This window comes from Pseudomonas sp. P7759, assembly GCF_013386445.1.
GTDB lineage: Bacteria > Pseudomonadota > Gammaproteobacteria > Pseudomonadales > Pseudomonadaceae > Aquipseudomonas > Aquipseudomonas azotoformans_A.
Genome location: NZ_JACART010000136.1, coordinates 1 through 341, shown reverse-complemented (window position 1 = coordinate 341; position 341 = coordinate 1). Strand labels below are relative to the sequence as shown.

General features: G+C 61.3%; 1 protein-coding gene. It reads right to left on the bottom strand.

Translation table 11 applies throughout. The annotated features are described in order from the left end of the window. Window positions 1-195: MASE2 domain-containing protein (locus tag HX823_RS31655; protein WP_305729229.1), on the bottom strand; the 195-nt coding region annotated here is incomplete at its 3' end. Between the last annotated feature and the right edge of the window lie 146 nt (window positions 196-341).

Genomic DNA, 341 nt, shown 5'->3' with positions numbered 1-341 from the left:
GCTGCGCAGCGTCAACTGAAAAGCCATATGCGGCCAGGCAAAGGCGTTGAGCACCATCCAGGCCCACACCCACCAAGCGGGGGCCAGGGGATACATCCCGAACACCACACACACAAAACCGAGCGTCAGCCCGAGGGTACGGGATTTGTACAGCCGTGAAGCGAGCGGAAGTCCGGTGCCTTCTGCAGCTGACATGGTGGGGTGAGATCCTGGAGGAATGCCTGGAGTCTATCAGGGCAACGGCAGATCGCCACTACCGCTCATAAGCTCAACACTCAGTGGGCAAAGCCCCGCGCCAGCATCAAGGCAACGCCCACCAGCAACAGGGCCGTGATGCGCTG